This is a genomic window from Candidatus Darwinibacter acetoxidans, from assembly GCF_041936445.1.
Lineage (GTDB): Bacteria > Bacillota > Limnochordia > Darwinibacteriales > Darwinibacteriaceae > DTU010.
In genome coordinates this window covers 1-25,575 of the sequence record NZ_JBHGXH010000039.1, presented here as the reverse complement: position 1 = coordinate 25,575, position 25,575 = coordinate 1, and the positions used below count along the sequence as shown (strand labels likewise).

Below are 25,575 nucleotides of genomic sequence, written 5' to 3'. Positions count from 1 at the left end.
TCAACCAGCTCGGCCATGGCCTCAGGCTCCTGGCAGGATACGGGCAGGACAAACATATCCATACCCCAGACCGGGTTCACGAAGTCCGTGGCTCTGGGGCCCATGGGGAAGAAGACCCAGCCGTAGTCGAAGTCCACCTCTTTGGCATGGTCCGGCAGGGCATAGAGGTCCAGGCGGAACATGGCCACTTTGCCCTGGTTGAACTCGGCACGGATGTCGTACTTATCGCCAACCATGACGCAGCCGTGTACTTGATCCAGCTCTTTCCACATCTCGATGGCTTCGATGGCTTCCGGATCGTTCATGGCGAAGACCGCTTTGCCGTCCACGAACTTGATGATCCCGCCGCCGTTGGCGTAAACAGCCATCTCCTGCTCGATGGGCCAGGGATCGAGGCGGGCGCCAACGCCGTAGATGTCAACCACTCCATCGCCATCGATATCCTGCGTCAAAGCGATGGCCAGCTCCTTCATGGTCTCCCAGTTCCAGCGGCCTTCATTCTGCAGCTCGTTGGGTGTGGGCAGCCCAGCCTGTACAAACAGGTCACGGTTGTAGATCCAGCCCTGGGCAGAACCGATATCCATGTTCCTCTGGTAGCTGCCGTTGACGGAGATGCCGTAGGCCTTACCCTGGTAGCTGGAGTACAGTTCCCGCATGTTCTTGTGGGAGCCGGGCAGGCTTGCATAGTACTCCTCAGTTAGGATATCATCCAAGGGTAGGAGCGCCCCATTTCCAGCCAGGAGCGGCAGCCAGCGGTTGGTAATGTAGATCAGATCGCCCACTGGATCGCCCGCGATGATGCTGGCTAAAATGCGGTGCTCCGCACCATCCCAATCCACCTGCACAAACTCGATCTTGCAGTTGAAGGCCTCCTCCACTTTCTCCAAGCGGCCGCGGCCCTCGCCATCGGTGAAATACTCCCGCATGCCATCAGCCATGTAGCTGGCGATCTTGATGGTCTGCCCGCCGAGATCGTACTCAGCAGCCAGAACCGGCACGCTGAACAGCAGAACAACCAACAGCACACTAACCAAGCGTTTCACTCTTTGATTCCTCCTTCTCTATTTTTTGCATCCTGCTTCCTGCATCTTGTTCTTGCCTTCTGAACGCATCCCCCCTTTACCCAACCAAACCTGTCTTCTCAATACTCTCAATGAAGTACCTCTGCAAAAACGCATAGAGGATCAGCACCGGCAGAACGTAAAGGAGCATGCCGGCGTTGTTCACCAGCTGGATGTACGTCCCCTCCACCGCCTTATTGGCCCAGGGGTAGTTGTACTGCGAGTTGATGGTGGCCAGGCCCAGCTGCAGCAGCTTCGCGCCTGGCAGAAACAGATTGGTGTAAAACAGATCATTCCAGTTCCACACAAAGGAGAAGAGGAACACGATCATGGCAATGGGTTTGGCATTGGGCAGCATGATCTGGAAAAAGGTGCGCAAATGCCCCGCCCCATCCACGTAAGCCGCCTCTTCCAGGCTGGTGGACATGCCTCGGAAGAAGTTGCGGGTGATGAAGATGAACAGTCCGCTGCGCTTGGCCGTTCCCGTGAGGGCCATGAGCACCAGGGGCCAGAAGCTGCCGATCAAGTTCAGCCCCGGCTCGGGGATGAGCCCGAAAAGATCGAAGTAGCGGAAGTTCAGGAACAAAGGCACCATCACCATCTGCGGCGGGATCACTATGGAGAGGATCACCAAGGCAAAGACCAAGTTAGAGCCGGGATAGCGCCAGCGGGCAAAGCCGTAGCCGATGATCATGGTCGCGGCCAGCTCCAAGGTGCTCAAAAGCACCGTCACCCCCACGGTGTTCACCAGGGCCCGGGGGTAGTCCAGCATCTTCCAGGCCACCTCGAAGTTCAGCCTGGTGAGCTGCCGGGGGATCCAGTTCACGGTGAGATCGTACATATCATCGGGATGCATCACCGCCGCGGAAAGCTGCCTTAAGAGGGGATAGAGGATGATAAACCCAATCCCCACCAAAAGGCCGAAGCGCACCAGTTTTGCACCCGTTGCCAACAGCTTATTAAGTCTCATAGTGCACCCTCCGCCCCAGCAGGATGATGGTTACAGCCAAGATGCCTAACACCGCGAGGAAATAGATCCAGGACATGGCCGTGCTCACGCCAAAGCCCGCCCCCATCCAGGCCGCGTTTTGAATCAGCTCCAACAGGGCGTTATCCGCGGCCGTAAAGGAATCCACGATGGTGTAGACCACATTCACCAAAAGCAGCGGCGATACCAAAGGGAAGGTGATCTTCCAAAAGGCCTCCCAGCCCGTGGCCCCTTCCATATGGGCCGCCTCGTAAAGGGATTTGGGGATGGACTGGAGCGCGGCCAAAAAGATCAGGATCTGGATGCCCGAAGCCCGGATAATCAACGGCACCTCGTTGATGGCCTGGAAGATGAACCCGATAAAGCCCTGGGGCAGCTTCAAAGTGGTGAGCAGCTGCTGGAGGGTGCTCAAAGAGAGCAAGCCCGACTCGCTGAAGCTCACCGCCTGCTGCATGTAATCGGCCTGCTGCATCTTGAGGCTGATCTCCGCCCCCATAATCACCGGCAGGAAGAAGATCACCCGGGCCAGCATGCGCCCCCGGAATTTCTGGTTGAGCAGGTTGGCGGCGAAGAAGCTGAAGATGAGGACCACCGGGATGCGGGCCGCCATGGTGACCACCGTTTCCACAAAGACCTGGCGGAAGCGGGGATCTACCGTGAGCACATGCCGGTAGTTATCCAGGCCCACGAAATCAAGCTCATAGCCTGTGGGCACGATGGTGAGCTTGCTCAGGCTGAAGATCACCGACTGGGCAAAGGGATAGGCCAAAAAGGCCAGAAAGCCCACGATAAAAGGCAGGGTGAAGAGCAGCCCCAAAAGGCTTTTCTGGGCGCTTAAGGATAATCGCAGCCGCCGCATCTAACTCCCTCCCCTCAGGCGCACAAAATCCCTGGCTGGCACGGTTACCCCGTTGTACTGTGCTTCGCTGAAGCCGAAGTTCACCACCACCAGATCGCCGTTGGCGAAACGGGTTGCGGTAAGTTCGGGGCTGAGGCGGGTAAAGTCCACGATGCGCTCCCCCGCCAGATCCCCAAGTTCAGCGTTGTAGCGCCGGTAGATGCGGGCCCCTTCCTGGAGCCAGTAGTCTTTTTGCACACTCAAAAGCCGCGCGTATTCCGTCTCCTTGAGGAGCGAAGCGTCTTCCCAGATCAGCAGGAGGTAAAGGCCGCTCGCGGTCTGGGCGGAGCGCAGGATGTGCTCCTCCAGATCGATGGCAAGGTTCATAGGTCCCCCCGCGTAATCCACCAGCCCCTGCAGGACCATCTGCAGGAAGGGCACGGACTCATCTGCCAAGTTGTAGCCGGTGCTGGTCTGGGGTACATTCAGCACCGAGCTGGCATAGGGCAGGGCCAGGGCATTGCCCCCATCGATCTGGAGGGCAAGGCCCGCTGCCTGGATCTTTTCCAGCTGAGCCTGGATCTGGGCCGCGGCCTGCACCCGGTCCACCACCCGCCTTTCATCCCGCTGCAGGTCGGAGTGCACCTCCCTGCCCATGCTGGGCACAGCCAGGCCCGTCAGGCCCAAAGCGCGGTAGTCTTCCAGGAACCCATCTACCAGCTGGGGCAGGACCGCGGGGGATAGGATATACCGCACGGGTTTGGCCAAGGCCTGATAGGTTACGGGATCGAAATCCGGCCAGGTGGCATACATCCCGTTCACCGCCCGGGCCGCCTGGCGCGCGGGGAGAAAGCCCTGCAGCACTCCGGAGCGCTGCACCTTCAAGAACTCCACCGCGGGGTAAAAGGGCACCCCATTTTCCGCCAGAAACTGGGCCAGCTCCACAAGGCCCTTCCTTCCCCCCAGCCCCGGGGCGAGCTTGACCCCTGCGGGGTACTGATGCTCCAGGCCCCCCTTGAGCCAGCCGGAATAGCGCAGACTGAGGTTAGTTATCCCCAGGTCTAAAAGCTCTTCCACCATGGCCCCGGCCTGGCTGAAGGTGGTCAGGGGCAGCTGCACTTCCCGGGCCACGCCCAAGACAGGCTGCACCTTGGGCACCACACCGATCACTTCCAGGAAGAAGGGAATCCCCTCCCCCTGGCGGCGCTGGGACAGAAGGCCCCGTTCCAGGAGGTAGTTTTGGTAATAGCGGGCCATGCCGCTGTAGCTCGCCTCCTCTCCGTAGAGGAAGGCATAGCGCACGGTGAGATCGCCCAAGTAGGGCCGGCTCTGGTAGAGGTTGATCTGGGTAAACTGATCCAGGCGCCGCGCGGCCTTGGGGATGGTCTGGAAGACCGGGTAGGCGATGTTGTACTGGCCGGTGGGCCGGGCAATGTCCGCCCGGATCTGGGCGATGGCTTCGCCCTCTTCAATCACGGCGAAAAACGCCCTTCCCCCCTGTTTGAGGCCGAAGACGGGCAGATGGTTCACTTCCCTGTCGAAGGGCCGCCGCTCGCTCAAGGGCAGGGCCCCATCCTGGCCGTAAACGGACTCGCTGTACAGCGTCTGGCCCGTCTTCCCGTTGTTCAGGTAGATCAGGGCCCCGCTGCCATCGGGAACGAAGATGTAGCCTTGCGCCTGGCTGTCCGCGGCACCGAAGTAGCGGAGCAGGGTGATGCTGGTCAAGGGATAGGTGGCCAGCTCCTTGCTGTGGTCGTAGATGACCACCTCCTCCCCTAAGGAGCCGTCCCAGTTCACTTCAAAGGCTGTGGGCCGGTCCTTGGGGTAGACCACTTCCGCCATGGGGATGCGCACCACAAGCTCTCTTCCGTCCAGATGGTATTCCACCGGGACGAAGAAGCGCTCCAAAGACGGAATGGGGGGATCCAGGCGGTTTTGCACATGGTCCCTGGTCAGCTCCGCCACCCCGTAGCCCACCTTGGCGAAAATGCGGACCACCTGTTCCTGGATGAGCGGTGCCAACCGGGCCAGGAGGTAGCTTGGCTCCTCCTTCAGATGGGAAAAATCATCCTTGGTCAAATCCGAAGTGCTGGTAATGTCCTGGCGGAAGCCCACTGATCTGGCCCCTTCCCCGCTGGCCAGGAGATACCCCGTGAACTTTTCCAAAAGGAGGTAGAGAACATCCATGCGCTCCTTGGCGATTCTCTCTTCCAGGCGGCGGAGCTCCTGGGAGCCCGCCTCCAGTTCCTTGGCTTCCGCCACCAGAGACTGGTATTCTTCCGTGAGGGGCACGATCACCAGCTCGCCGAAGAGGCGCCGCTCCAGCTCCCGGGCCGCGCTGGTCACCCCCAGCTCGAAGGGATAAGGCTCCCGCAGATAGATGGGGGTGTAGTAGCGCAGCAGGGTGTTTTGGTCCCCTGGGCTCACCTTGGCCAGGACCTCTTCCTCAAAGATGCCCGCCTTGATCAGCTGGGGTATGAGGGCAGCGCTTTCCGGGTACTCCGGCCCGAAGAGGTATTCCACCCGCACCCCGTCCCCGAGGGGTATGATCTCCGCCTGGCCCAGCTGCACGCTGTGGGCCCAGCTGTCCATGAGCTTGTCGGGGCTGGTGGGGGCATCGTAGCGGAGCTGCAGCACATCCTGCCCCACGCCGTGGCGCATGCTGCGCCCCTGGGGGTTGGAAAACCAGGTTTCCCCCGCGGCTCTATCGTAGACCGCTATTTCCGTGGTCTCGGGGTGGATGTACAGGGCCAAATGCTCATTTTCCGCGCACAGGCTGAATCCTTCCGGCACCTGGGCGCAGGCCTTGGGCGCCAGAACCAATAGGAGCAGTACGAGGAACGCTGGGATCAAGCGGCGCATCTTTTCACCCCCTTACAAGCGCAGGACCAGCTCGGCGTAGACCGAGGAGATAAAGCCCACCACAACGTTGATCACATGGATGAAGAGCAGTCCAATAAAGAGCACCACACCGATACCCACGATGGTCAAAAGGCAGGTCCAGAAGTTCTTCCCCTTCTCGTAGTCGTGGGTGACCGCCATACCGATGAAGATCAGGTAAGCGGTCCAGAGGGCCGCGGCGATGCGGAAAAAGTGGTAAAACGTCCCCTCCTCCATGGTGAGGTAGTTGCTCACCAAGGTGAGCGGCAGATTGATCAGCACAAAGGGCACCAGGGCATAGGCGGTGGCGATGATAATATCCCGCAGGGTGCCCTTGCCGTCCATGAGCGTGGTCAAGGCCCAGTTCACCACCGCCCAGAGGAAGAAAGGTACAAGGACGCTGAGCAGTTCCACTAAAACATTGAGCCGGGATAGGTCCCTGGGGTTAAAGATAAAGCCGGTGTACTGCCGCATCACCACGTAGGTCAGGGCCACCAGGCCCACGATGGTCAAGGCCGCGCCCATGGTCCCCCGCTTTTCGTGCTTCAGATCCCAAAAGCCGTCGTAGGGATGGAAGATCACATGTTTGGCATAGAGCAGGCTCGGCCAAAAACTCTGGCGGTTGGGTACCGGCTGGGGGCGGGTCGCGGCCGCTTCCACCCGCGCCAAGCGGGGACGGAGCCCCCTGCCCACCAGGGCCGCAGCCAGGGCCACCAAAAGGACCGCCATCACCTTGCCGAAGTTTTTAGCCATCACTTCCCGGCGGTAAAGGCTGAAGGCTTTGGAGTACTGCTCCCGGTTATTACCCAGCCGGAAGTTGGCCATAGCCTCGGCAAAGCGGTCCTGCCGAAGCAGCGCGCTGCCAATCCCGGTGTAGGCCAAATCGTAGTTGAGGTTGAGCCGCAGCACTTCCCCCCACAGTTCCGCGGAGCGGTCATAGTGACCCCCCTGGTACTCCCGGATGGCCGCGTGGATCAGCTGCGCATAGACCGTGGGCTCGAACACAACCACCCGGTTGGCGCCCCGATCCACCACCAAAATGGTCTCCCCCAGTACATCCAGGGCCACAGGCACCCGGAAGGTGGCCTCGGTGGTGCCCAGCCCGCCAAAGACATAGAGCAGGTGGCCATCGCTCTCGTAGGTGAAAATGCGGCCCCGCTGGCGGTCCAGCACCGAGTAGAGCCCCCCGGGCCTGGCCGCTATATCAATGAACGAGGTGGACGGGATCTCTTCCGACACACGGTATTCCGGCGCGGTGGGCACATCACCGATGGGCTCGAAAAAGCCGTTGCGGCGCAGCACATCGGTGCCGCTGGGGTTGAGGCGCCGGATCTGGTTGAACTCCGCTACATAGAGGAAGCCCCGCTCGTCCAGATCCACAGTGGTGTACTCCGTGGGCAGGAAGAGCGCCATCCGTTTGCGCTGCTCCCTGGTGGCGATCTTCGCCCAGAAGCGCTCCAGGATGGTGGGCCTCACAGGCGGTGCCCCTAGGAAGCCCCGGAAGTTGCCATCCACGTCAAACTCCAAAAGGCCTTCGTAAATGCCGTCCGCGAGTACGTAGATGCGCCCGCCCTGATCCACCGCCACTTTGAAGGGGCGGTAGTTGAAATTCTCCGGCAGAGTCCCGGGCAGATCCGCCTTCGGCGGGCCGATCACCCGGACCAGCTCTCCGTCTGTGGTGAGCTCCACCAGGCGGGCATTATCCCGGTCGGCAACGTACAGGCGCTCCCGCTCGGTGACATACAGGGCCACGGGGGCGGCGAAGGTGTCCCAGGTATCGCCGTGCCAAAAACCGTCGATGATCTGGATCAGTTCGAAATCGCTGTTCAGCCTGAGGATGCGGTTGTTCCCCGTATCGGCGATGAGGATCTCCCCCGCGGGGGACACGGCCAGATCCCGGGGCTCCCGCAGGGGCAAGGTGCCCAGACTGGGCCCGTCGATGATGCCCCGGGCGGTGTAAGCCTGAGGTGCCGGCACCGGGTTTCCGTAAAAATCGAAGGTATAACTAGCATAGGGGGCAGCCCAGGCCAGCTGTGCCCCAGCTAGGATCATGGCAATGGCGAGCCAGGTGCGGAATTTGCCCACGGCGCTTCCCCCCTTTACTCCTTCAGGCCCGAGGTGCCCATGGTCTGCACCACATTGCGCTGGTTGAGGATGAACACGGTCACCGGGACGATCATCATCACCAGGGCAACAGCGGCGCCCACTCCGGCCCGGGCGATACCCCCGGCCACGATCTGGTTCAAGGCGTAGGGCAGGGTTTTCAAGTTCTCGCTGTAGATGAAGTTGCTCCCGGTGTTGCCCCACAGACTTTGGAAGGACAGGATAATCAAGGTCAGCCAGGCCGGGCGCACGGTGGGCATGGCCACCTTGCGGAACACCTGCCACTCGTTGGCCCCGTCAATGCGGGCCGCCTCCAGGAGGCTGTCGGGGACCATCTGGTCCATGAACTGCTTCATGAGAAAGAGCCCCAGGCTGGACTGCCAGGCGGGCACGATTACCGCCCGGTAGGTGTCCAGCCAGCCCAGGCGGGCGATGATCAGGTAGTTGGGAATGGCGGTGACCTCCGGAGCGAACATGAGGGAGATCACGATCAGGTTGAAGACCAGCCGGGACCCAGGGAAGCGGTGCTTGGCCAGGGCAAAGGCGCAGAGCGAAGCAAAGAGCACATGGCCCGCGGTCCCCAAGCAGGTGATGAGCAAGGTGTTGAGCAGGTAACGGGAAATGGGCACCCAGGATTCCCCCATGAGCACCGCCAGGTCCTTGAAATTATCCAGAGTGGGGTTGCGCACGAAAAACCTGGGCGGGAAGAGGAACAGCTCATTGAGGGGCTTAAAGGCGCTGCTGATCACATACACCATGGGCAGGGCGGTAAAGGACCCCAAGGCCACCAAAAGCACCAGGGCCGCCAGATCGCCCCCCGGCGAACGTGTAACCCTTTTGCGGTAGATGGGCAGCTGCATGCCTTTTCCCCCCTCAACCGATCTTGCGCAGCATCCGCTGCACCGCCTGCTGCGTAATGAGCATCACGGCAAAGAGCAGCGTGGCGATGGCGGAGGCGTAGCCCATTTCAAAGCGGATGTTGCCGTAGTCCATCAGGTGCGTAATGACCGTGTGCCCAGCATAGTCCGTGCTGGGAAAGCCCACCAGGGCCACAATGTGGCTTCCGGCAGCAAAGGCATTGGTGATGTTGATAATGGCGCCGAACAAGAGCTGGGGCCGCATGGCGGGCAGGGTGATAAACCACAACTCCTGCCAGCGGTTGCGCACCCCGTCGATGGCCCCCGCCTCGTACAGGGTCTCATCGATGCCCTGGAGCCCGGCGATGAAGGCCAGAAAGGAGGTCCCCAGGCTCATCCAGAGCGTGACCAGCATGGTCACCCAGAGCAGGGTATCGGGGTTGGTGAGCCAGCGCACCGGCTCGTAGATGATACCCAGGCGCAGCAGCACGCTGTTCACCCAGCCGTACATATCCCCGCTGAAGAGGATGGTCCAGATCATGAACACGTTCCCCGAAATGGAGGGGGCGTAAAAGAGCAGGGTCAAGATGGTACGCCAGGTGGGCTTGAGCTCGTTGATGAACCAGGCCAAAAGCAGGCAGAGCATGTAGCTCAAGGGCCCGGTGATGGCGGCAAAGAGCAAAGTGTTCTTCACCGCGATCAGGAACACGTCATCGGCGAAAAGCAGCTTTACGTAGTTGGCCCACCCCACCCAAACTGGCGGCTGGAGCATGTTGTACGAGGTGAAGCTTAAGCCCATGGCCACCAGGACCGGGATCACGGTAAAGAGCAGGAAGAGGAGCACATAGGGCGCGGCAAAGAGGTAGGAGATGCCCCACTTCTTCCAAAAAGCCCGCAGCTTCACGGCCTGCTCCCCCCTTCTGTGTCCAGACCCAGCTCCAGCCTTTTGGCCCGGATCTCTTCGTTCATTACCCGGTTGTAATCCAACAGGGTTTCCCGCACCGGCGCCTGCTTTTCCACCACCCGCCGGAAGGCGTTATCCAGGTGGCGCCCCACCATATAGCCGCCGGGAACCTCCGGCACACCCTTCACCCACCGCAGCTGCTCCTCCAGCTTGCGGTAATCTTCCAGGGGCCAGGGTAGGCTGCGCAGGGTCTCGGGATTGGCCGCGGGATAGCGGGCCGCCGCGCCCATGAGGGCCTCCAGATCCAGGGCGTAGCGGGTCTGGGTTTCCGCCTGGGTCCACCACTTCACAAACTCCCAGGCCGCCTCCTTATCCTGCGTATCGCTTAAGATCACCGCGGCGGTACCGCTGGCGGGCACGGTGCGGTCAATGGTGCCATCCTCCCGCCGGGTCCCCGGTACCGGGGCAAAGCCCCACTCGCCCCTGAGCTCCGGGGCAAAAACGGTGAGGGTGTTGTACAGGGTGTAAGGGGCAATCAACAAGGGCATTTCGCCTAAGCGGAAGCGGTTTTCCGCGTTGTATTCCACCGGCAGGTCATAAAGCTCATACAGATCCGTCCAGAACTGGAAGGCCTCGTAAGCTTCCTGGGTGTGCAGATTGGTCTGGGCGGCATCTTCCCCGAAGAGCTCCATGCCCCTTTGGTTTAAGAACATGAGGAAGGTCAAAACGCCCTGACTGGCGGAAAGGCTCCCCACACCAGCGGGGGTTTCCCCCACCCGGCCCCCCACGTTGCGCTTGATCTCGGTCCAGGGGAGGCCGAAGTTCATGTTCAGCTTCTGCAGCTCCGGGATAACCTGCAGCACTTCATCCCAGGTTTGGGGGACCTCGATCCCCAGCTCATCTAGGATATCCTGCCGGTAAAAGAGCATGAAGAAGGGCAACTGCTCCGGCAAGGCAAACACCCAGTCCCGGAAGGTAAAAGGTTCCAAAGAAGCCGGGTAGAAGCGCTGCGCGATCTCGGGAAAGTCGGGGAATTCCGCCAGATCGAGCACCGCTCCCCTCAGGCCGAAGTTCATGGGCTGGGAAGGATCCACACCCAGGGCCACATCGGGGCCGTGGCCGGCCAAGGTGGCCTGGAGCAGGATGTTCATGTCCACAAGTTCTAGTTCCACCCGGATCCCCGTTTGGGGGGTAAAGGTATCTTCGATTATGGTCTTGAGGGCTTGGGCCTGGTCCCGGCCGGTGCCGATCCACACCTTGATGGTACGGTCCCCGGCCCGGGCCGTCCCTAAATCGCCCAAGGCGCTGTAGTCGAATGTGAAAGAAGCCACAAGTTTGGCCAGTTCATGGCGGACCGTTTCCCAGAAGGTGGGCTCGGCCCGGGGCAGCTCCTGTTCGGGACTGGTGATGAGAATATAGTCGATCTGCAGGGGCTGCTCCACCGTCTGCAGGAGCCAAGTTCCCAAAGCGCTTAGATTATCCCGGTACTCATCCAGGCGGAGCTGGATGGTCTCGGGCCTGGCGGCCATGCTCTCCAGCTGCAGGGCCAGGTTGCGCACGGTGAGCATGTGCCCGCCCCGCTGGCCGGAGGCGCTTTCCAGCTCATCGGCTAGGCCATGGAGGATCTGGGCCTGCTCCCCCATGGCGGCCAGCACCTGGGGGATCCGCTCTTCCAGCTGGTAATCCCGGAGGGGATCGGGATCCGGCGAGAGCATCATGATCAGCTGGCGGTAGATCCTGTTCAGCTCGTAGAGGCTGTCTTCCACCGCCTGGATCAAGGCGGCCTGCTGGCCCAAGACCACCTCCAGGGTCAGTTCGTGGCGGCCCTTTTCCAGGTAGATCAGGTAGGGCTCCTCGCCTCCCAAGCGGTGCATTTGGTAGCGGGTGGAATAGGGGAACTCCACCGCATCCAGCTCGGCAAAGGGCACTTGACCGTCAATGAGCACCCGCCGGCTGCTGGCAATGCCCCGGCGCAGGTTCTGCTTGGCCTTAAAGGCGATGGTATACAAGCCCGACTCGGGCACCTCAAACTCCCAGCTGATCCACTGCCCGGGCTGGCTGAAGCGCCACCCGCCTATGGAGTTGAGGCGGATCTGGGCGGGATGATAGGGTTCCACAGTGGGATCCCCCATATCCGCCAGGGCAAAGAGGGTGGAATGGGAGCGGTAGAGGGCCTGTTCCCCCTGGATCTTGATGAAGATATCCCGGGGCTCAACCTGGGGCCACATGGCCGCGACCTCAGCGTAGGGCAGGGGCTCCTGGGTCTGGCCCACGATCAGTTCCTCGATGAAGATGGACTCCTGCCTGGCCTCGAGACGGATGGTGTTGAGCCCCTGGGCCAAATAGAACAGGAACGGCGCTTGGGTGTAACCCCGGGAATCCACCAGGGGCTGGCGGCGCACCTGGGGGAATTCCACCTGCGGGGCGCGTACTTCGTTGCCCAGGCTATCCCGCACCACCGGGCCCGCATCGCCGAAGATGCGGTGGAAAAGGAGATACCCCGCCTCCGCAAAGGGCCGCTCTCCGTTGATGGTAAGCTCCAGCTCCATGCTGGCCCCCCGGCCCGGCCAGGGAAGGTAGACCAAGGTTAGGTTGTAGAGGCCCTCCACCGGCACCTCTACGGTCCACTCCACGGCCTCCCCTTCCGGGAGGAGGACGCCAGCTGGCACCACCAGCTGGAGATCGGGGCGCTCCTTCCCCTCCCACAGCTGGAGGTACTCATGGTAGCGCAGCTCCCGCCCGAATGCAGAAAGCGGACACACTGCCCCCGCAATCAGCAGCGCGATGAGGCCGGTAATGCTGATGCTTCGGAGTTTGTGTCCGCAACTCACCTTCTTGCCATCCTTTCGCCTGGATTAAGTCCGGCGGGCCGCTAAAAGACTATCTCATCAAGCTCTATGCCCGCCACGCCGATAACCTGGTCGGCCGCGCCGTAGTACACGTAGAGGAAACCGTCCTTCACCACCTGCCCGCAGCTGAAGACCACATTGGGCACGTGCCCCTGCCTTTCCCACTCCAGCTCCGGCTCGAGGATGGGCTCCGGCAGGCGCCGCACCACCTTGGTGGGATCTTCCCCATCCAGCAGGGCTGCCCCTAGGCGGTAGGTTCGCCGCCCATCCACAGCATGGTAGATCATCAGGTAGCCCTGGCGGATGCGCAGAGGCGGGCCGGCGATGCCGATCTTCAAGCTCTCCCAGCCTCCGGGAATGGTTTCCATGATGATTTTGTGATCATGCCAGCTGCGCAGGTCAGCCGACACAGCTGACCAGATATGGGGAACCCGCCGGTGGAAGAGGAGGTATCTGCCATTCACCTTTTCTTCCAGCAGGGCCCCGTCTTTGTTGGGCTCATCCAGGAGCACGCCGTGGCGCTGCCAGGTGCGCAGATCCTGGGATGAGGCCAGGGCGATTCTGTGATCGTCCCAGCTTCGTCCGCCGAAGGCGGTGTAGACCATGTAGAAGGTCTCGCCGATCTTGCTCAGGCGGGGATCCTCCACACCCCACGCTTCCTGGGGCCCTTCCCCCACATAGATGGGCTCCGCTTCCCGTTTGAAGCTGAGGCCGTCCTCGCTTACCGCGAGGCCGAAGCTGGATGTAAACTGAAGGGCTGCTTCCGGCTGCGCCTGGCGCAGCACGGAAAAATCACGGTCCGCGGCCCTGTAGATCATGTGGATTTTGTCCTGGTACATAGTTACGGCACAGTTGAACACAGCCGCCCGTTCCCACGGGTGTGCCGGGATGGGTGCGAGAATGGGTTGGTCCGATAGGCGGCGCAGTTTGAACATGAACTTTCCTCCTGTTATCACTACTGCTGTTGGGGTGGTGTCACCGACTGGCGGATGATCAGCTCCGTGCCTAAGATGATCCGCATGGCCACATCGGCATCCTGGCCTTCCATGAGCTCGTGCAGCCTACGGGCGGCTATGGCCCCCATGCGCTGTTTGGGAATATGCACTGTGGTCAGGGGCGGGTTGACGAACTCGCTCAGCTCCACATTGTCAAAACCCACCAGGGACAGGTCATCGGGCACCTTCACCCCCGCCTGTGCACAGGCCTGGAGCACTCCGAAGGCGGTGCTGTCGTTGTCGGTGATCACCGCGGTCACGGGCAGACCCCGGGCCAGCAGTGCTTCCATCCCTTCCCGACCCTGATCCACCTGGGGGCCGGGTTGGGAGTGGATCCAGCCCCATTCGTGCTGGCAGGTGATGCCGTTTTCCCGCAGGGCGGCCCGGTAGCCGTCATAGCGCTCCTGCAGGGAGCGGTGGGAAAGGGGCCCGCCGATAAAGCCAATGCGCTTGTGGCCCTGACTGACCAGATAGTTGACCAGGCGCATTACCCCGCCCCGGTTGTCGGTGACCACCGCATCCACGGCCATCTCCGGCATCCAGTTGTCGATGAGTACAGCGGGGATCCCGTACTGCTTGGCCTGGCGCACGATGCTGGGGTAGACATCTGCCCCCACGAAGATCAGGCCATCCACCCGTACCGCCTGGTGCAGCTCCCGGACGGTGCGGTCATCGGGCTTGCCGATGGTCTGCAGGAAGACCTTGTACCCGTATTTCTGGCACTCGTTTTCCACGCCCACCATCACGGTGCTGTAAAAAGGGTCGCCGGAAAGGGACTGCAAACGGGCGTTGAACACGATGCAGATGTGCCGGGTGTCATCCCGCCGGCCCAGTCCGGGCTTCACGTCATAGCCCATTTCCAGGGCTTTTTGGAGCACCCTTTCCCGGGTTGCACTGCTGATGCGGCCCTGCCCGTTTAGGGCCCGGGAGACGGTGGTAACCGATATGCCCAATGCTTCTGCTATATCCTTCAGGGTGACGCTCACTGGTAAGCCTCCTGTCCTCAGCGCACCTTGTTCCTAAACCTAGCGGAAAAGGGGTCGGCGATGAGCACCCGGCCGGCCTCGGCATCGCTTAAGCCGGCGTACAGCCAGGCCCTATCGCCTGCGATCCTCACCAAGCCGCCGCTGAAAATGACGTTCTGCAGATCAGGCCGCTTGCTTTCCCCGGCGGGAAAGTCAGTGCGGGTGGCGATAATGCGCATGGCTTCAGGCTTTCTCGTTAGGGGATCGAAGGTGAAGGCCATGGCGTAGTAATGCCGATCCCCCGCTTCATCGAAGCGGGCGATGTGGCCCAGTACCCCCAAACAGCCGTCGGCCAGCACATGCACTTCGTTCACGCCGCCCCATTCGTCGGGCATGAACTGTTCCAAGAGATCTGCCCCGTTGATGGTGGCGGGGTGCAGCTGATCTAGGGATAAAATCTGGGTGTAGCCGATGGTGCCAAGTCCCCCGGGATCGCCCTGGGGCCGGGTGAAGACGGCAATGGCCCCGCTGGGCAGCTGCGCCAAGCGGATATCTTTCATCATGTCGGGGCCGGTGGCAAAGTGCTCCAGTTCCCTGAGAGTCTTGCCCCGGTAGAACTTGGTGCGCCAGCCCAAACCTGGCCTGGTGGGATGGGGAAACACCTCCACACCACCTACGATCAGCTCCCCGTGGATCCGGCTCCAGAAGGGGTCCTGAAGGTTCAGAACCGGTACGTCCTCGGCTGCATACCAGTGGCCATCGCGCTTGCGGAAGGCCACCACTTGGGAATACTCCGAGGCCCGGGGCTCCACCCGCCCTAGGATGAACTCTTCCCCCTGATCCCACAGGGGTGCGGTGATATTGTACACATCCAGGCCGGATATGCCTTTGAAAACCAGTTTCTCCGACTGGTGGATTTCCCGCTGCTGGGTATAGGTCTCGAGAAGCTCAGCGCAGCTCTGCCGCATGTTCACCATCCTGCTCCGTTGCGCAATTTGCGCAACATGATAGAACTGACCAATCAGCCAGTTGCACGATCTTTATTCTATCTAGCCTTCCATTTTCCTCTTAACTGTGTAACTTTTTAACAAGGAATTGCGCTACGTGCGGTTCTGTTGCGCAGTTTTGCGCAGGGGCTTTCCGCTCGGCAGGTACACATGTAGGCCCCTGCCTGGGGGCGGAAGGACGGGGCACAGCCGATCAAAAAGCTCCTTTGCCCGAAACCGAGCAAAGGAGCTTGTTCGCTTGTTGTTCTAGAGTGTGCTAGCCTAGGAACGTGATCAAGTCAGTGCCCACTGCAGCCCAGGCAAAAAGGAGGGCGTTCAAGAACGCACCGATATAGAGGTTCTTGGTTTTGTGGTAGAAGCCGGTACTGATGAAGCTGACGGGAAGCATTAAGAGCAGTGCATCGAGCATCGAGCCGTTTGCTCTGGACATGGCAGCGTTGGTAATGGGCGTGAGACCGGTGAAGATGATCTTCCCGTACACGTACAACACAAAGAGCAGCGCCGGCAGGGTGTTGGCCGCCCAGACCAGGAGCCTGAACAGCCTAGGTCTGTTTTCGAAGTAATAGGCCGAGGTCTGCAGGATGTTGAAAACGACCATCGGGATGAGGTACAGCGGCAGGTAAATCAGCCACAAACTGAGGCGTTTGGGCGTCAGCACGTTGAGCTGGACTTTCCAAAAACGCGGGCTGATCTTGAGGAACTGATCGCCCAGGGATACCAGGAAATACGCGAACAGGATGACTGTCAGGCCCAACAGCAGGCTCTTGAGGAGATCGGGAATAGATGTCCTGACATGGTCCTTGAGGGCCGCCTTGTCCAGGTTCTTATCGAAAAGAATGCGCGCAACCAAAAGGACGATGGAAAAGGCGGTGAGGCACAGCAACCAGAAAACAAAGCCATTCACATTGGCGATTTGCAGGAACCCTGTCTTGTTCAGGATTTGCTGTCCGTTGTAAACAGCCGTTTTGGCGATGAGGGCACCAAAGAGGCTGAAAAGGACCAACATGCCCCACATTACAGGGCCGCCCTGCGCTTGAATCACTTGTTTGTCGGTCTTAAGGAGCGGCCTGAAGAAGCTCGTTTTCAGCAGGAGGCTGCCCAAAGCGACCATGACAACGACCAAAGCCACCATGGCCAGGGCAGTGCTCAGTTCTTTCCAGCCAAAGATGAAGTTGGTGACATGGCTGTTGGGCGCAGGAGCGAGTGCATCATTAAAGAAGTGGCATGCCGCCCAGACACCGGATTTCGAGATCAGGCCCAGGATATGTCCAGTCCACCCGGTGTAGAGAATGCGGCCCTTGTTATTGGCCAGATCGCCATACCAAGTGGCGAACTCCACGTAGTCGGTCTGCATACCGGCAGTGAAGGCCCTTGAGGTGTTGATATCCCTCTGCTTCTCCACTCCGAAGCCGTAGGTTGTCTCGATCTTGCCGATGAAAAAGCCTTGGTTGATGGGCAGCTCAGGGTCGCCAGGAGCCCCTGCTCCGAAGCCAAACAGCGCCTTTACACCATTGGGACTTCCATCTGGGTTAATCGCTGCCGCGTTCATCCGCCCAACACCCGCTGACCAGCCCACCATGCCGATGGCGTCCTTGTCCACAAAGTCCAGCTGCTTGATATAGGCGAGGGTCGAGCTCGCCCCCAAGTCTGGACTCGGTTGGATTACATCAGACCTGCCGATGGTGAAAGGATCGATGGCTATGGCGACATAACCTCTGCGGGCTAGCTCCAAGGACGTAGCTGACATATACTCCAAGTTGGCATTCCCACCTGGGACCAGGATCACTGCGGGCGCCGGATTTTCTGCCGATGCGTTCTTGGGCCGCCACAGTTTAGCACTCAACACAGCTCCTTCGCTGGTTGCGATGGTGAGTCGGTCCACATCCACCTTTCCACCATTTGTCTCAACAATGTGTGCGATCGACAGGAAGACGAAAAAGGCCAGTACTGCAAGGATCAGTGTAGTTACAGTTTTACAGTCGCGAGCGCCTTTCACTTCTCACCCTCCATTCGTGGTTTTGGTAGCTAGATCGAACCAACTCGGCCGGCGTAGAAGAGACTATTCACCTACCGTCGGCTCAACGACACGGCGAGGCCGCACCTTTTACGAGAAGAATTCACGCTAAGTGCACCTCGTTTCATTTTTCTTCCTAAACCGTGCATATCCCGCAAGAAATTTCACAACTCCACCTGCGGCGAAGTGCCAAAAACAGCCATCCGATCAGTGCTCTACCGGGCCATAGGGCCAGCCTATCCTCCCGCAGACGGTTCACCTTCCTCAGAGAAGATCCATCAGACCTGCCTCTATCAGAAGCTGTCGATACCTACCCCGGGATATATACCCAGCTTCAAGAGCGATCTTGGCTTTCTCGACATAGGGAAAAGTGTAACTTAGATAGCAGAGCCTTCTCCTGCCGCCCCGTGGCGTCGAGGGACAAAAAAGCTCCCCTGCCAAATCCGACCGGGGAGCCCACGTTACCACTTCGTAAATCCGCTACTTCTTGATTTCCCAATAGCACCTTTTGGGAGAGACGATCTTGCCTTCCTTTTTCAACTTGTTCATGGCCTTTTCCACTTCTTTTTTGTCCAGGCCAGTTGCCTCCACTATGTCCCCAGTTCGGGCTGGTTCAGTGGCTTTCTCGAAGTACTCCAAAACCACTTGGTAGCTGTCCATCGCTTCTCTCCTTCCCATGTGGATATGTTGGTATTATTCTACCCGATGTTGCCGTGCCCGTCCACCCCTAAAGCGAACGTAAGTTCCGAAGATCCTGAGCCGTGTGGTATAATATACTCAAGAAAACGGGGGAGGCGGATCAAAGTGGCTAAATTTGACTTCAAAAAAGAGGAGAAGCACCTCTATCAGCCCAAAACCACTCCAGCCATTGTGGACGTTCCCGAAATGCTGTTCCTGGCCGTGGACGGGCAGGGTGATCCCAACACGTCCCAAGAGTATCGGGAAGCGGTGGAACTACTCTACGGCCTGTCCTATACGATCAAGATGAGCCCCAAAAGCGGTAGTGCTCCCGAAGGGTACTTCGACTACGTCATCCCGCCTCTGGAGGGACTTTGGTGGGGCGGTGATGTGGATGCCGAGTCTTGGGTAGTAACCAACAAACAGGGGCTCCTCTGGACCATGCTGCTCAGGCAGCCTTCCTTCGTAAACGAAGATGTCGTGGCCTGGGCCAAGGAAAAGCTGGGCAAAAAGAAACCAGACCTGGATCTGACCAAGGCCCAGCTCATCTCCTTTGCCGAGGGGCTGTGCGTGCAGATGCTGCATGTAGGTCCTTACGATACCGAACCGCAAAGCGTTCAACGCATGCACGCCTTCGCCGCAGAGCACGGTTACAGAATAGACTTTTCCCCAAAGCGCCTGCATCATGAGATCTATCTCAGCGATCCTAGAAAGACCGCTCCCGAGAAGCTGAAGACGGTACTGCGCCATCCCATTGCCAAGGCTTAATCTGCTTTCTAGGCTTCTTCCTGCACAGACTTCAAGCCTATGCCTTGAGCCGAGTTCAGTCTTGCGGACTCAAATACCTACGGACTATGGCAGAGATAAAGCGCCGGAAGTCGTCAAGGCGTTCACGGATGATCTGGTATACTATTGCGGGCTCCACCTCGTCGTACAAGTGCACAACCCTGTTTCGAAAACGGACCATAGCCACGTAGTTGGCTGTCTGTTCACGGTCAATGACGCCATGCTCTGCCAATAAGGTAATGATACCGGCATATGTCTTGGGTATCCCATAGCCCTCACGTGCTACAATATGCCCTCCGATATCAAGCATGGCTTCGATCAAAACCTGCAGCGATCGCACCGCCGCATCAAAGGCGAAGGGGTGGCTGGCAAAGTCCTGGAAGCTCATGGAACCAACTAGTTCGAGCTGCTTAAGCCTGTCTCGCATAAACTGCACTTTCTGTCTGATCTTCTCATGTTCGATCATGGCCATATTCCTCCAACAGCCCAAGATCGTAATCCCGGTAGAACTGGTTGAGATCGATCTGGAAGTCGCAGTAGTACTTAATCGTGTACTCTACAAAATCCGCAAGGAAAACCTCGTCCCTGTTATACAAAAGCGTGCCTTCGCTGAGCACCTTGTGCTGCAGGACCAACCCAGCTCCAGGAAGGAAGATAATGTCCACATCGTCCCTGCCCAGAATGTCCATGAAGTCGGTGAGGATCGCGGCCTGTTCAGCAAAACCTAGACTTTCTCTAGAGATAACGGCAAAATCGATATCGCTTAGCGGTGTATGGTACCCAGTTCCATATGAACCCACCAGATAGAGAGCCATGATGCGGTCATGGTGCTGCGCGTAATGGATTACACCGCTGAAGTCCAAGCTCATCCCTCCCTTTTGTTCTACCCCTTGCTTCAACAGCCTCAGTTCGATTCCTGCTCTGCTCCTAAAGGCGCTGCACTAAAACAGGCTGCTTCACCACATCGTATACTACATCCGCCTCTGGATCGTGTAGCCTGCGCTTGACCAGCTTGCCCACGGATGCGCCTAGCGCCCTGGGGCTTTGGTTCACGTAGTAGATGGTAGTCCCCGGCAGCATGAGCGTATCCACCGCGCCGTATGATCCAAAGACCAAATCCGTACCGATCTTGCAGCCCCTCTTGAGCAGTTCGGAGAGGGCACCCATGGCCATGAGGTTGTTCATGGCCAGCAGCGCCTCTGGGCAGCCCTTCTCCAGGAAGCGCCTGGCGGCCCTGAGCCCGGAGTTGAAATAGAAGTCTCCGTAGTATTCCGTGACCGCGACCCTTGGGGCCGTGTCCCTGATGGCGGCGCGCACGCCTGCCGCCCGCTGCTGCGCGGTGCTGGCCGTTTGGGGGCCGTGGATCACAGCCAAAGAGTGCACCCCTTGCTCCAGCACCCTTTGGGTGAGTTCATAGGCTGCCCCGTAGTTGTCCTCCACCACCGCATCCATGGAATCGGCCAGTTCCTCCGGCAGGCGGTCCACCAGCACGATGGGCAGGCCGCCGAAGTGCACGGCCTCGATCACTTCCTCGTTACTGCCCGCGGTAGCCAAAACCAGGCAGTCGATGCGATCTTCTGCCAGCACGTTAAGGAGGCGCTGTTCCTTCATGGGGTCCTCGTCGGAACTGGCCATGAGCAAGCTGTATTCCAGGGGCGAGATCACATCTTCAATGCCCTTGATGATGTGCATGAAATAGGGGTTGGAAATGTCGGGAACGAGAATGCCAATGGCCCGGGTCTTCTTGGTTTTCAGGGCGCGGGCAGCGGCATTAGGCCGGTAGCCCAGCTTAGCGATGGATTTCTGCACGCGCTCAATCAGGTCCTCAGTAACCAAAGGACTCTTATTGAGGACCCTGGAAACGGTGGCCGTGGAAACGCCGGCATCCTCAGCCACATCTTTAATGGTGACGTTGTTCCGCTCTTTGCTGCGTTCCTTCTTCAACATGAAAATCGCCCCTCAACTGGTCTACCTATTTACCCAATTATAACATGTTTCGCCAAAGATTGTAAAAAATCCAACCCGGTTCGTAAGTGTCAACGTTTAGTAGGTTGAGACCTCGCAGTTGCTTGTTTCACGGACCCAAGACCAGGATGGGGCGGTTGCGCTTCTAGGTACTGGCGAGGCCAGCTAATGCCCGAAGCGCGATTTTCCACGGCCGAGTCGGCCCGTTCAAACGAGGAGGGAATCCGGCTCACCGGATTCGCCAACCCAGGTCAGGATGAACATGGGTACCTTCCCCTGAGCCCGGATGTCGTTGAAGCCAGCGGCATCCACAGTCTGGATGGTCAGGAAAATGTTAGCTTCCTTCAGCGACTGCTCCAGGTACTGGAGGATCACCGTTGTGGCGGCGGTATCGGTGGTGATGGCTTGGATGTGCAGGCCATCGGGATAGCCGGCGCTGGCCAGGATCTCCTTGGCTTTGGCCGGGTTGTACTCAATGGGCTCCAGATCTGGGTCGTAGCCGAGTACGCTGTTGGGCAGGATGCTCTTGGCCGGTGTGTACAGCCCCTGCAGGAGCTGGTTGGCGATTTCCTCCCGGTTGATGGCCATGCTGATCGCCCGGCGCACTTCCCGATCGGTGAAGGGCTCCATCTGCATGTTGAAGCTCAAGAGGATCACGCCAGACTGCTCAACCCGGTGCACCATATCTCTATACTCAGGGCTGCCCAGATACCAGGCAATGAGGCGGGCGTCGCTGATGTCGGTGATGTCAATGTTGCCAGCTTCAAACTCCATGAGCGCGGTGTTCTCGTCCATGTGCACGAACTCCATACGCTGCAGCTTCTTCACGCCGCCATGGTAGTTGTCATAGCGCTCCAGGACCAGCTTTTCGGTGGGCCTGAATTCCTTAAAGCATAAAGGGACCGGTACCGATCACGGTTTCCACACCCCAGCCCGGGATGTCCTTGGCTTCCGCGGGGTAAATGGCAAAGGCCAGGTCGCTGAGGCTGTTGAGGAAGGTTACGTTGGGACTTGTCAAGGTGAAGGAGAAGGTGTAGTCATTCATCATAGACCGTAATGCCAGCGATTTCATCCGCTTCCCCGGCGGCGAATTCGGCAGCGCCAAGGATCAGCCTGGTGAGCACGCCCGAATGCACGCTGACGTTCTCCGGATCCAGCAGCCGCTCAAAGGTGGCCACCACGTCTTCAGTGGTGAGCAGGCTGCCGTCGTGGAAGGTGATCCCTTCCTTCAGTTTGAAGGTGTACACCAAACCGTCCTGGGAGATCTCCGGCAGGTCCTCCACCAGGTGGGGATGGATGGTACCATCCACATCTTTGGCCACGAGGGGCTCGAAAATGTTCTCGCCAGCGATGAAGGGCCCGGCGGCGGTGGTGTAGTGCAGGTCAAGGTTACCCGTTTGGTCCATGCGCAGACCGTAGCAGGGTATTATCCTGGGCATAGGCAGGCGCGGCCAGAACCACAACCAGCGCCAAGAGCAGCAGAGCTAATCTTGCCTTTTTCATAGCAATTCCCCCTTAAAGTTGAAGTGATGGAACAAGCTGAGCAACATACCTTTTGCCGTAAACCTAGAGCGGCTGCTTCACCTCCTTTATTGGAGCCTGTCGAGCACAGCTCGCAGATCGTCCATGATATCCTGGGGATCCTCTAAGCCCACGGAAAGGCGCACTAGACCATCGGTGATTCCGCAGGCCAGGCGATCTTCCCGTGTATAGGTGGCATGGGTCATGGTGGCGGGATGCTGGATCAGAGTTTCCGTATCCCCCAAGCTCACCGCCAAGGTGCAGAGCTGGACGTTATCCATGAGGGTGACGCCAGCTTCCATTCCGCCCTTCAGTTCAAAGGCGATCATGCCCCCGGGCAGCCGCATCTGCCTTTGGGCCAGCTCGTACTGGGGATGGCTGGGCAGGCCTGGGTAGTAGACCCTCTCCACCGCTGGATGCTGCTCCAGGAACTCCGCCACCACCTGGGCATTGGCGCAGTGCCGTTCCATGCGGATTGTTAACGTTTTCAGGCCGCGGCAAATGAGATAAGCGTCAAAGGGGCTCAAAACGGAACCGGTCATATCTCTTATCGCGAACTGCCGGACCCGGTCCACAAACGCTTTGGGTCCCACCACGATACCCGCCAGCACATCTCCGTGCCCGTTGAGGTATTTGGTGGCGGAATGGAGCACCACATCCGCGCCCAGCTCCAAGGGCCTTTGCAGGTACGGCGTGCAGTAGGTGTTGTCCACAAACACCATACACCCAGGAACCCCGTGGGCAATTTTGCTGATGGCCCCGATGTCCGCCAGGGAGAGGGTGGGGTTGGCCGGTGTTTCCAGGTGCACCACCTTGGTGTTGGGCCGCAGGGCCCTGCGCACTTCCTCCGGATCAGTGGTGTCCACAAAGGTGGTTTCCACGCCGAAGCTGGCTACGCCCTGGGAAAGGAACACATAGACGCTGCCGTAAAGGGCTTTGCCGGCCACCACGTGGTCTCCCGGCTTGAGAATGCTCCAGTAAGCGGAAGTGATCGCTCCCATACCGGAGGCGGTGGCCACCGCCGCTTCGCCCCCTTCCAAGAGGGCCAGCTTCTGTTCCAGTTCCGTGGAGTTGGGATTCCCTGTGCGGGTGTAGATGTACCCGTCCTCTTCAAAGCGGTGCCTGCGCGCCCCCTGTTCCGCCGACGAGAAGCGGTAGGTCGAGGTCTGATAGATGGGGGTGATCAGGGCCCCGGCCGCATTGGGGCTGTAACCTCCGTGAATGGCCTTGGTGGCAAAACCCCATTTCTTTGCCTGTTCACTGCTCATGACTGTCCCCTCCGTCTGCACTGCTGGCCTTAGCTGAGAAGGCACCGGCAGCTGATTGTATATTGTAAACGATTACAACCTTTTGGACAGAAAAGCGCACCCAGACCAAGGAGGATCTGCGGCTGCGCACGTAAATCTGTTGTTTCCATTATATTATGAGAACTCCTGCTCTGTCAATGTTAGCCTCGGCCCCAGCTTAAGGAGCAGACGCCGTTAGCGCCCCGCTAATCGTTTTTCAGCAGACCTGCCCTCCGCAGGGCCATGACCACCACGGGAATAAAGACGATCTGGAAGATGATCCCCGGCAGGGGGTTGATGAACGCGCTGGCGGTAAACACCTGCCAGCCGAAGGCGGAGCCCGTTAAGCCGTAAAGGACAAGGCTCACCACACCCCAGACCAGCCTGCCCCCGAGCATGGCCAAGATGAGCGCCAGGAAAACTTGACGGGTCCTCTGGTAGAGCACCCCCGTGAGCAGGCCGTAGGCAGCCAGTTCAAAGGCCATGGCCACCGCGGTGGGAAACATGGGCGGCATGCCAAACAAAAAGCTGCGCAGAAGGGGAGTGATCAGCCCCACCACCAGAGCCAGGGGGCCTCCCAGGATGAACCCACCCAAAAGGACAGGAAGATGCATGGGCAAAAAACGCGCCCCTAAAGCTGGAACCTGGGCGGTGAAAAACGGCATGAGCAGCCCTAAGGCCACAAAGAACGCTGCCAAAACCAGATTGCGAGTTGATTCCCTAGCCATGTTTTTCTCCTCCTCAGCAGATCTCTTGCTGCGTATGCAGGCCCGTTCCAAGGCCACTGAATCTTATTCAACGACTTAAGATTAACTCCTGCCCAAAAGCAAAGATAAATGCCGGGAAGGCTTGTCCCCATCCTCAGCGCAGTGAAGGGCGCACCCTCCAAAGGTGCGCCCACCTAACCCTCTCTAAACCATCTCTGCTTAATGTCTCTGCCGTGGAGCCGATCCACGTACACCGCCGCCTTTACCGCCACGTGAATCAACTTCATCTCCTCCCCGTGATCCCAGGGGCAGAGCTCTTCCGCCATCTCGTAAAGCTGGGATTGGGCCTGGGCCACCTGGGCTCGGCCGAAAAACTGCACCCCTCGGATCTGATGCAGATCATCGGCAAACGGCGTGGAAACCAAGAGGCAGACTTGGTCATTGACCGCCAGGTTCTCAAACTTGGTTCCCCCCCGGGAATGGATGTAGATGTTGAGCTCTGGGTCGATGAAGTACTTCACCGGGCTCACATGCACACCGCCGGGGCCCGCTGTTCCCAGGTAGCCCGTATCCCTGCCCTGGGCGAATTCCAGGATGGCCCTGCGCAGCTCAACTTGGGTAAGCGGTGCAGCGATTACCTTGGACATGGCAACCCCCCTTCCCTTTTCCTGGGGTTATTATACCCCCCTCTATACAGCAAAAGCCCCGGCCTGGGCCGAGACTTTCTGGGAGTTGGCAGATGAAAGCTGAGTACAAGCGGGATAATTCTGGGGCGGCTACTCCGCTCCGACCCTGCCCCCCCCAAACAAGAAGGTCAGGCAGTACAGGCCCGCAACGCCCACCAGTGTGTACACGATCCGCGCCAGCATGGATGAGGCCCGCATGGTTTCCCCTCCGAAGACGGAAGCCACCAGATCCCACTGGAAGAGCCCCACCAAAAGCCAGTTCAAAGCACCGATAATCACCAGAAGCAGAGCCAGCCGGGACAACCAGTTCATGTCTTAACCCCCTTCAGCCTAGTTTGTCCTAATATTTCCCAAAAAGGCCCGGCTGATACGCGGCGGGGAGCCCCGAAAAAAGGACCCACCGCGCTCTGGCGCGATGGGCCTTGTTTCCCTGCTGCTTACTTCAGTCTCACCTTAAAGGTCTTGATCTCGTAGGGCTTGATGGT

24 protein-coding genes are annotated in these 25,575 nt (G+C 59.2%); 1 reads left to right on the top strand and 23 read right to left on the bottom strand.

The window, feature by feature from the left end:
• From ACE4YL_RS01355 to ACE4YL_RS01295, 13 genes are all read right to left on the bottom strand, one after another.
• On the bottom strand, positions 1–1,043 hold a 1,043-nt coding region (locus ACE4YL_RS01355), incomplete at its 3' end, for an extracellular solute-binding protein (RefSeq protein WP_461366908.1).
• A gap of 76 nt (positions 1,044–1,119) precedes the next feature.
• Positions 1,120–2,031 carry a carbohydrate ABC transporter permease gene (locus ACE4YL_RS01350; RefSeq protein ID WP_461358004.1) on the bottom strand — a complete coding sequence of 304 codons (912 nt, stop codon included), beginning with the start codon at positions 2,029–2,031 and terminating at the stop codon, positions 1,120–1,122.
• Positions 2,021–2,908 carry a carbohydrate ABC transporter permease gene (locus tag ACE4YL_RS01345; protein ID WP_461358003.1) on the bottom strand — a complete coding sequence of 296 codons (888 nt, stop codon included), beginning with the start codon at positions 2,906–2,908 and terminating at the stop codon, positions 2,021–2,023. The genes ACE4YL_RS01350 and ACE4YL_RS01345 overlap by 11 nt, the downstream gene beginning before the upstream one ends.
• Positions 2,909–5,749, bottom strand: coding sequence for a DUF5696 domain-containing protein (locus tag ACE4YL_RS01340; protein ID WP_461366907.1), 2,841 nt, complete (start codon positions 5,747–5,749; stop codon positions 2,909–2,911).
• 12 nt (positions 5,750–5,761) lie between these two features.
• Positions 5,762–7,852, bottom strand: a complete 2,091-nt coding sequence (locus tag ACE4YL_RS01335; protein ID WP_461358001.1) for a YIP1 family protein — start codon at positions 7,850–7,852, stop codon at positions 5,762–5,764.
• Between the two features lie 14 nt (positions 7,853–7,866).
• Complete coding sequence (locus tag ACE4YL_RS01330; protein ID WP_461358000.1) at positions 7,867–8,730, bottom strand: carbohydrate ABC transporter permease; 864 nt, start codon at positions 8,728–8,730, stop codon at positions 7,867–7,869.
• Positions 8,731–8,743: 13 nt separating this feature from the next.
• A complete protein-coding gene (locus tag ACE4YL_RS01325; RefSeq protein WP_461357999.1) occupies positions 8,744–9,631 on the bottom strand; it encodes a carbohydrate ABC transporter permease in 888 nt (295 codons plus the stop codon).
• Positions 9,628–12,462: an extracellular solute-binding protein gene (locus ACE4YL_RS01320; protein ID WP_461360513.1), complete on the bottom strand. Its 2,835-nt coding sequence runs from the start codon at positions 12,460–12,462 to the stop codon at positions 9,628–9,630. Before ACE4YL_RS01320 ends, ACE4YL_RS01325 begins: the two co-directional genes overlap by 4 nt.
• 41 nt (positions 12,463–12,503) lie before the next feature.
• Positions 12,504–13,415: a beta-1,2-mannobiose phosphorylase gene (locus ACE4YL_RS01315; protein ID WP_461359785.1), complete on the bottom strand. Its 912-nt coding sequence runs from the start codon at positions 13,413–13,415 to the stop codon at positions 12,504–12,506.
• Between the two features lie 20 nt (positions 13,416–13,435).
• Positions 13,436–14,461 (bottom strand): LacI family DNA-binding transcriptional regulator, encoded by a 1,026-nt coding sequence (locus ACE4YL_RS01310; RefSeq protein WP_461359784.1) that lies wholly within the window; start codon positions 14,459–14,461, stop codon positions 13,436–13,438.
• Positions 14,462–14,478: 17 nt separating this feature from the next.
• Positions 14,479–15,408 carry a DUF1861 family protein gene (locus ACE4YL_RS01305; protein ID WP_461359783.1) on the bottom strand — a complete coding sequence of 310 codons (930 nt, stop codon included), beginning with the start codon at positions 15,406–15,408 and terminating at the stop codon, positions 14,479–14,481.
• Between the two features lie 295 nt (positions 15,409–15,703).
• Positions 15,704–17,290: a dienelactone hydrolase family protein gene (locus ACE4YL_RS01300; RefSeq protein WP_461359782.1), complete on the bottom strand. Its 1,587-nt coding sequence runs from the start codon at positions 17,288–17,290 to the stop codon at positions 15,704–15,706.
• A 651-nt stretch (positions 17,291–17,941) separates the two neighbouring features.
• Positions 17,942–18,121: a FaeA/PapI family transcriptional regulator gene (locus tag ACE4YL_RS01295; protein WP_461359781.1), complete on the bottom strand. Its 180-nt coding sequence runs from the start codon at positions 18,119–18,121 to the stop codon at positions 17,942–17,944.
• Between the two features lie 144 nt (positions 18,122–18,265).
• Between ACE4YL_RS01295 and ACE4YL_RS01290 the strand changes: the two genes are divergently transcribed.
• Positions 18,266–18,907: a GyrI-like domain-containing protein gene (locus tag ACE4YL_RS01290; RefSeq protein WP_461359780.1), complete on the top strand. Its 642-nt coding sequence runs from the start codon at positions 18,266–18,268 to the stop codon at positions 18,905–18,907.
• Positions 18,908–18,962: 55 nt separating this feature from the next.
• Here ACE4YL_RS01290 and hepT read toward each other — a convergent pair whose 3' ends face one another.
• The 10 genes from hepT to ACE4YL_RS01240 all read right to left on the bottom strand — a co-directional run bounded on the left by hepT (position 18,963) and on the right by ACE4YL_RS01240 (position 25,402).
• The gene (gene hepT, locus ACE4YL_RS01285) at positions 18,963–19,391 is read right to left on the bottom strand and encodes a type VII toxin-antitoxin system HepT family RNase toxin (protein ID WP_461366906.1); all 429 of its coding nucleotides are present in this window, start codon (positions 19,389–19,391) and stop codon (positions 18,963–18,965) included.
• Positions 19,378–19,788, bottom strand: coding sequence for a type VII toxin-antitoxin system MntA family adenylyltransferase antitoxin (gene mntA, locus ACE4YL_RS01280; RefSeq protein WP_461359778.1), 411 nt, complete (start codon positions 19,786–19,788; stop codon positions 19,378–19,380). The genes hepT and mntA overlap by 14 nt, the downstream gene beginning before the upstream one ends.
• Positions 19,789–19,852: 64 nt before the next feature.
• Positions 19,853–20,872 (bottom strand): LacI family DNA-binding transcriptional regulator, encoded by a 1,020-nt coding sequence (locus ACE4YL_RS01275; protein WP_461360514.1) that lies wholly within the window; start codon positions 20,870–20,872, stop codon positions 19,853–19,855.
• Positions 20,873–21,097: 225 nt separating this feature from the next.
• Positions 21,098–21,748 (bottom strand): ABC transporter substrate-binding protein, encoded by a 651-nt coding sequence (locus tag ACE4YL_RS01270; protein ID WP_461368569.1) that lies wholly within the window; start codon positions 21,746–21,748, stop codon positions 21,098–21,100.
• 28 nt (positions 21,749–21,776) lie between these two features.
• Entirely contained in the window at positions 21,777–21,938 is a 162-nt protein-coding gene (locus tag ACE4YL_RS01265) for a hypothetical protein (protein ID WP_461368565.1), read from the bottom strand.
• On the bottom strand, positions 21,928–22,329 hold the full coding sequence (locus ACE4YL_RS01260; RefSeq protein ID WP_461359845.1) for an ABC transporter substrate-binding protein: 402 nt from the start codon (positions 22,327–22,329) through the stop codon (positions 21,928–21,930). The genes ACE4YL_RS01265 and ACE4YL_RS01260 overlap by 11 nt, the downstream gene beginning before the upstream one ends.
• A gap of 150 nt (positions 22,330–22,479) precedes the next feature.
• Positions 22,480–23,679, bottom strand: coding sequence for a methionine gamma-lyase (megL, locus tag ACE4YL_RS01255; RefSeq protein ID WP_461359774.1), 1,200 nt, complete (start codon positions 23,677–23,679; stop codon positions 22,480–22,482).
• A gap of 224 nt (positions 23,680–23,903) precedes the next feature.
• On the bottom strand, positions 23,904–24,425 hold the full coding sequence (locus tag ACE4YL_RS01250; RefSeq protein ID WP_461359773.1) for an ECF transporter S component: 522 nt from the start codon (positions 24,423–24,425) through the stop codon (positions 23,904–23,906).
• A gap of 173 nt (positions 24,426–24,598) precedes the next feature.
• Positions 24,599–25,051: a pyridoxamine 5'-phosphate oxidase family protein gene (locus tag ACE4YL_RS01245; protein WP_461359772.1), complete on the bottom strand. Its 453-nt coding sequence runs from the start codon at positions 25,049–25,051 to the stop codon at positions 24,599–24,601.
• 129 nt (positions 25,052–25,180) lie between these two features.
• On the bottom strand, positions 25,181–25,402 hold the full coding sequence (locus tag ACE4YL_RS01240) for a DUF378 domain-containing protein (protein ID WP_461359771.1): 222 nt from the start codon (positions 25,400–25,402) through the stop codon (positions 25,181–25,183).
• Positions 25,403–25,575 lie beyond the last annotated feature (173 nt).